We start from the raw sequence: 5,286 nt of genomic DNA, 5'->3' as shown, positions 1-5,286 counted from the left end.
CTTCTATCAGTCTCCTAATGAAGAACTTCGCGTGAAGGTTATTTCCTTTGAGAATCGCAAGCCCAACGAGAGCCTGAAGGCGACGGGTAAACCCGCGCCTTAGGCTCGACGTCAGGCCTCGACAAACAAAACGGTTGAGTTTCCGCCCGCGAAGTAATAAAATATCCCTGTGCCAGAGAAGCCCAGATTACTTTTGCATGTCTGCTGCGCGCCTTGCTGCACCTACCCGATAACAGCCCTGCAGGATGAGTTCGACGTAGAGTTATTTTTTTACAACCCGAACATCCATCCTGAGGAAGAGTATAAGGCGCGGCTCGACGAGGCGGAAAAATACGCCGCCAAGATAGGCGTCATCCTGCATAAGGCCGCTTATGAGGTGGACGCGTGGTTTCGGGCGACGGCCGGCCTCCAGGACGAGCCGGAGGGCGGGGACCGCTGCGAAATATGCTACCGGATGCGGCTCGGAAAAACCGCGCAGTTCGCCGTGACCAACGGGTTTGCTTTTTTCACCACGACGCTCAGTATCAGCCCGCACAAAAACGCGGAAAAGATAAACGAGATAGGCGAGATGATCGCGGATATGTATATGCTGAAGTTCTACGGCGCCGACTTCAAGAAGAACGACGGTTTCAAGAGGTCCGCGCAGATGTCAAAAGAGGCGGGCCTATACAGGCAGGACTATTGCGGTTGCCAATACAGCAAAAAGGGGAAAGGCTGAAATGAAGAAATGCCCGTATTGCGCGGAAGAGATACAGGACGAGGCGATAAAGTGCAAACATTGCGGCGAGTTCCTCGATAAGCAGAAGCAGAAATGGTATTTCAAGACCTACTCCTTCGTGATAGCCTTCCTCTGCATCGGGCCGTTCGCGCTCCCGATAGTATGGTTCAACCCGACTTACAGCAGGGCGAAGAAGATGAATATAACGCTTATAGCTTTGGCGGTCAGCGCGGCGCTGACTATCATATTCTGGGGCGCTTTCCAGTCCATAGGCGGTTATTATAAGCAGCTCGAGGAATTGTTCCCTAAAATATAAAAAAGGAGGAACTGGAATGGCCGATCTGAAACCAAAGGTCCAGGAAGCTTTAAACAAGATACGCCCGATGCTGCAAGCCGACGGGGGCGATATCGAGCTTGTCGATGTCGTCGGGAAAGTCGTCAAAGTAAAACTGACCGGCGCATGCGGCTGTTGCCCGATGTCGCAGATGACGCTCCAGATGGGCGTCCAGCGCGCGATAAAAGAAGCCGTGCCTGAAATAGAGAAAGTGGAGGCGGTCTAGGCCGGCGCAGGCCATGCGGGAGGAAATTTCCTTGACAAAGGTTTTTGGGTTGAGTATACTTATAACAAAAGAAAGGGGGAAATTTATGAAGAGCAGACTGTTAACGACCACAATCTTGGTATTGGTAGTGATAGGTCTTTTGTCCGTAAGCTCGCCTTCATATGCCGCGGGCGCCTTAAATAAGCTGGGCCGCGGAATAGTGAATACCCTCACTGGCTGGCTCGAGATCCCGAAGGGGATAGTCGATGAAAGCAAGGCCAATAACGTATTCACCGGGCTGACAGTCGGGACGATAAAAGGATTAGGCTTAGGCCTGGTCCGCACCGGCGCGGGTATCTACGAAGCGTTGACGTTCCCGTTCCCGATCCCCGAAGGTTATGAACCGATTGTAAAGCCTGAATTTGTTTATTCCGGCGAAAAGTAAAATCTTGTAGTCAGAAGAAAGAATCTTGCGGGCCCCGGAACCACGGGGCCCGTTTTACTAAGTACGGTTCGAAACGTGAAAAATAATCTTGACAAAACCCTGTTTATATGGCAATATTTAAACAACCTACTTATTAACAGTACCTTACATACCTGTTTTAAAAAGTCCCCTGTAGGAAAATTCAAAATGTACGTAGGAGGAGGGCTTGTATGCGTTTTAAAGTAATTCTTCTTTGCGGTTTCTTTGCGGCGTTGTCCATGGCCTATGCAGGACCTGCTTTTTCTGCCGGCGAACAGGTTGCGCCGCTTTTTGACCCCGGGACAGAAGAAGTCGTCGATTACGCCAAATACGGCGAGTTCAAAGGCCTTGGTACCGACAATTACAAGTACGAGATCAAAGACAGGAAAGGGCTTGCCGCAGCGGTAGGGGAAGGCATATATCCAAGCACTAGCATAACCAAAGACCCCGCATACAGGGAAGCGCAGGCGAGCGGGAAGCTCATAGGAAAGCATTGGGAATTCGTCAACAACGAGGACCAGATGCTGGCCTTTTACAAATGGGCGACCGCGAGCGAAGAATCGGGCGTAAAGCAGTATTACACGGCTGCCGCCCTCGCCAGGTCCGGCCACACGCTCCAGGCGATAAAGGCGCATTACGCCGTCCTGGTGAATTACCCGAGGTCGATAGGCTGGACGTATTGGCATACCCCGCTCTATACCTCGAAGATGGCGTTAAACGACCTCGAATACCTTATCAGGACCACCCGGAGCTGGGCATTAAACTGGTAGACGCGAAGATAACGGTGGAAAATTCCTTCGACAACGACGTATCCAACGATAAATTTATCATAAATCCCGGAAAGCTCGTAAAAGTAAAACCCGGAGAAGTTATACCCCCCAAGACAGACCTCACAAAACTCAAGATCATCAAGACCGCGGGCGGCGCGCACGTCAAACTCGTCAAATACGAGAATGGCCACTGGCAGCTCCTGGTCGACGGCAAGCCTTTCCCTATGAAGGCGATCGCCTATTCCCCCAACAAGGTCGGGCTCTCCCCGGATAACGGGACCTTGAACGTCCAGACCGACTGGATGACCGCGGATTACAACAAGAACGGCAAGATCGACGGCCCGTATGACGCCTACGTCGACAAGAACAATAACAACAAGCAGGACCCGGACGAGCCTTCTGTCGGCGATTTCCAGCTGATGAAGGATATGGGGGTCAATACGATCCGCCTTTACCACCATTCCACCAATAAAGAACTCCTCAAGGACGGCTATGAGAAGTACGGATTCATGTATCTCATGGGAGATTTCCTCGGGATGTATGCCACCGGTTCCGGCGCCGATTGGTATTCGGGCACGGATTACACCAACGAAGAGCATAAGAAGAAGATGATGGCGAGCGTCAGGGAGGTCGTGGAGGAATATAAGGACGAGCCTTATATCCTCATGTGGGTGCTCGGCAACGAGAACAATTACGGCTATCCCGGCGTGCCGGAAGTCGAGCCGGGGATGGGATGCCGCGCCAAGCTCCAGCCGGACGCGTATTACGCCTTCGTCAACGAAGTCGCGAAGATGATAAAATCGATAGACCCCAGCCACCCGGTCGCCATCTGCAACGGCGAGACGGTATATCTTGATTATTTCGCCAAGTATTGCCCGGACGTGGACGTATTCGGAGCGAATGTTTACCGCGGCCCGAACGGATTCGGGAGGACTTATTGGGAGGACGTAAAGGATTTTACCGGCAGGCCCTCTATCATAACCGAATACGGCTCTCCTTCCTATTTAAAGGACAGCCCGGAAAAAGGGGAAGAACTGCAGGCGGAATATCATAAAGGCAATTGGGAGGACATCGCCTGTAATATGGCGGGTTCGGGTTTCGGAAACGCCCTCGGCGGAGTCTGTTTCGAATGGGTAGACGAGTGGTGGAAGGGGGGGCCTCCGCCGCAGCTTGATCCCGCTAAACAGGAGCCGGAGGGTTGGGATTACAAGGCAAAGGCAAAGACCCCGGGTAATTTCCGCGGGCCTTTCCCGGACGGGTGGCTGCATGAAGAATATTTGGGAGTAACAAGCCAGGGGAACGGTTCGGACAGTCCGTTCTTAAGACAGCTAAAGAAGGCTTATTCCTGGTACAAGGGAAACTGGACAAAATAACGAAAGGGGGGTTAAGGAGATGAAGAGATCAGTAATTCTGTTGGTGGTATTGGCGCTGGCCGTATGCGTCGCCGGCGTATCCATCGCCGCCGATGCGGCTACCGGCGGGTTCAAGAGGTTTAATGTCTACACCGACCGCTCGGCCCGCGATAACCATTACATACCTTCGGGTTGGATGGGCGATTACGGCGATATAAAACTTGATACCGGTTGGAAGGATAATCCTCACTCCGGGACCAACTGCATTAAGATCGTCTACACCGGCGAGCAGAAACAGGGCGCCGGCTGGGCGGGCATCTTCTGGCAGAACCCGGCCAATAACTGGGGGACCAAACCCGGCGGTTATGACCTTACCGGCGCCAAGAAGCTCGTCTTCTGGGCGAGGGGCGAAAAAGGCGGAGAGATGCTCTCAAAGACCCAGATCGGCACCTTGGCGGAAGTCAAAGTAGGCGGCATTACGGGTGAATACGCCGATTCGGATTCCGTCTCGATCGGGCCTATCACTCTTACTCCCGAATGGAAAGAGTATACGATAGACCTGACCGGCAAGGACCTGACGTACATCTCCGGCGGTTTCTGCTGGGCGGCAAGCGCTGCCGATAACCCGTCAGGTTTCACGATCTACTTCGATGATATTTATTACGAGTAGACGGGAGCTCTTTTACCTAGTATAATATGAATTTGTTAAAAACGTAGATGACCGGCGCTTCCCGATAAAGGGAGCGCCGGAGCTTTGGTCTAATTTTATCCGTAATAAAAAGGAGGTTTGACCAGATGAAGAAGCTCGTTGTTTTAATGGCGGCCCTCGGCATCCTTGCCGCCGCCGCGGTATCCTACGCGGAGTTCAAGAAATTCAATGTATATACCGATAAGATGGCCAAGGATAATCATTATACGCCTTCCGGATGGATGGGTGATTACGGGGATATTAAGGTCGATGCCGGCAGCAAAGATAATCCGCATTCCGGGACGACCTGCGTAAAGATAAGCTACACGGGCGAGCAGAAACAGGGCGCGGGCTGGGCCGGGGTATATTGGCAGAATCCCGCCAATAACTGGGGCACGCAGCCGGGAGGCATCGATCTTAAAGGCGCAAAGAAGCTCGTCTTCTGGGCGAGGGGCGAGAAGGGCGGCGAGAAGATAGCGGAGTTCAAGATCGGAGGCATCACGGGTGAATACGGCGATTCCGATTCCGCGGGCATATCCGATGTGAAACTCACGCCCGAATGGAAAGAGTATACGATAGACCTGGCCGGCAAAGACCTCGGATCGATCTCCGGCGGTTTCTGCTGGGTCGCTAACGCCGCGTCGAATCCCAACGGTTTCACGATCTACCTCGACGACATATATTACGAATAGAAAGACCCGGGCGCGATTCGACCGTAATCTCGAAAGGGGGTTTGGGAAATGAAGAGGCTGGCAA

Annotated in this window: 8 protein-coding genes; all 8 read left to right on the top strand. The window is 52.7% G+C overall.

All coding sequences use genetic code 11. The annotated features are described in order from the left end of the window. The first annotated feature begins 169 nt into the window (after window positions 1-169). On the top strand, window positions 170-718 hold the full coding sequence (locus WC317_08300; GenBank protein MFA5340124.1) for an epoxyqueuosine reductase QueH: 549 nt from the start codon (window positions 170-172) through the stop codon (window positions 716-718). Window position 719: 1 nt separating this feature from the next. After that, on the top strand, window positions 720-1,034 hold the full coding sequence (locus tag WC317_08295; GenBank protein MFA5340123.1) for a zinc ribbon domain-containing protein: 315 nt from the start codon (window positions 720-722) through the stop codon (window positions 1,032-1,034). Between the two features lie 25 nt (window positions 1,035-1,059). After that, window positions 1,060-1,278 carry a NifU family protein gene (locus WC317_08290; protein MFA5340122.1) on the top strand — a complete coding sequence of 73 codons (219 nt, stop codon included), beginning with the start codon at window positions 1,060-1,062 and terminating at the stop codon, window positions 1,276-1,278. 85 nt (window positions 1,279-1,363) lie between these two features. Further along, on the top strand, window positions 1,364-1,702 hold the full coding sequence (locus WC317_08285) for an exosortase system-associated protein, TIGR04073 family (protein MFA5340121.1): 339 nt from the start codon (window positions 1,364-1,366) through the stop codon (window positions 1,700-1,702). 209 nt (window positions 1,703-1,911) lie between these two features. Further along, complete coding sequence (locus WC317_08280) at window positions 1,912-2,490, top strand: hypothetical protein (GenBank protein ID MFA5340120.1); 579 nt, start codon at window positions 1,912-1,914, stop codon at window positions 2,488-2,490. Between the two features lie 14 nt (window positions 2,491-2,504). Further along, window positions 2,505-3,863, top strand: coding sequence for a glycoside hydrolase family 2 TIM barrel-domain containing protein (locus WC317_08275; GenBank protein MFA5340119.1), 1,359 nt, complete (start codon window positions 2,505-2,507; stop codon window positions 3,861-3,863). Between the two features lie 19 nt (window positions 3,864-3,882). Then, window positions 3,883-4,512 (top strand): hypothetical protein, encoded by a 630-nt coding sequence (locus tag WC317_08270; GenBank protein ID MFA5340118.1) that lies wholly within the window; start codon window positions 3,883-3,885, stop codon window positions 4,510-4,512. Between the two features lie 125 nt (window positions 4,513-4,637). Further along, window positions 4,638-5,222 (top strand): hypothetical protein, encoded by a 585-nt coding sequence (locus WC317_08265; protein MFA5340117.1) that lies wholly within the window; start codon window positions 4,638-4,640, stop codon window positions 5,220-5,222. Window positions 5,223-5,286: the final 64 nt, after the last annotated feature.

The sequence above is a fragment of the Candidatus Omnitrophota bacterium genome, from assembly GCA_041653595.1.
Lineage (GTDB): Bacteria > Omnitrophota > Gorgyraeia > Pluralincolimonadales > Pluralincolimonadaceae > Pluralincolimonas.
Note: the sequence above shows the minus strand (reverse complement) of the source record. Positions and strands in the feature narration are given on the sequence as shown.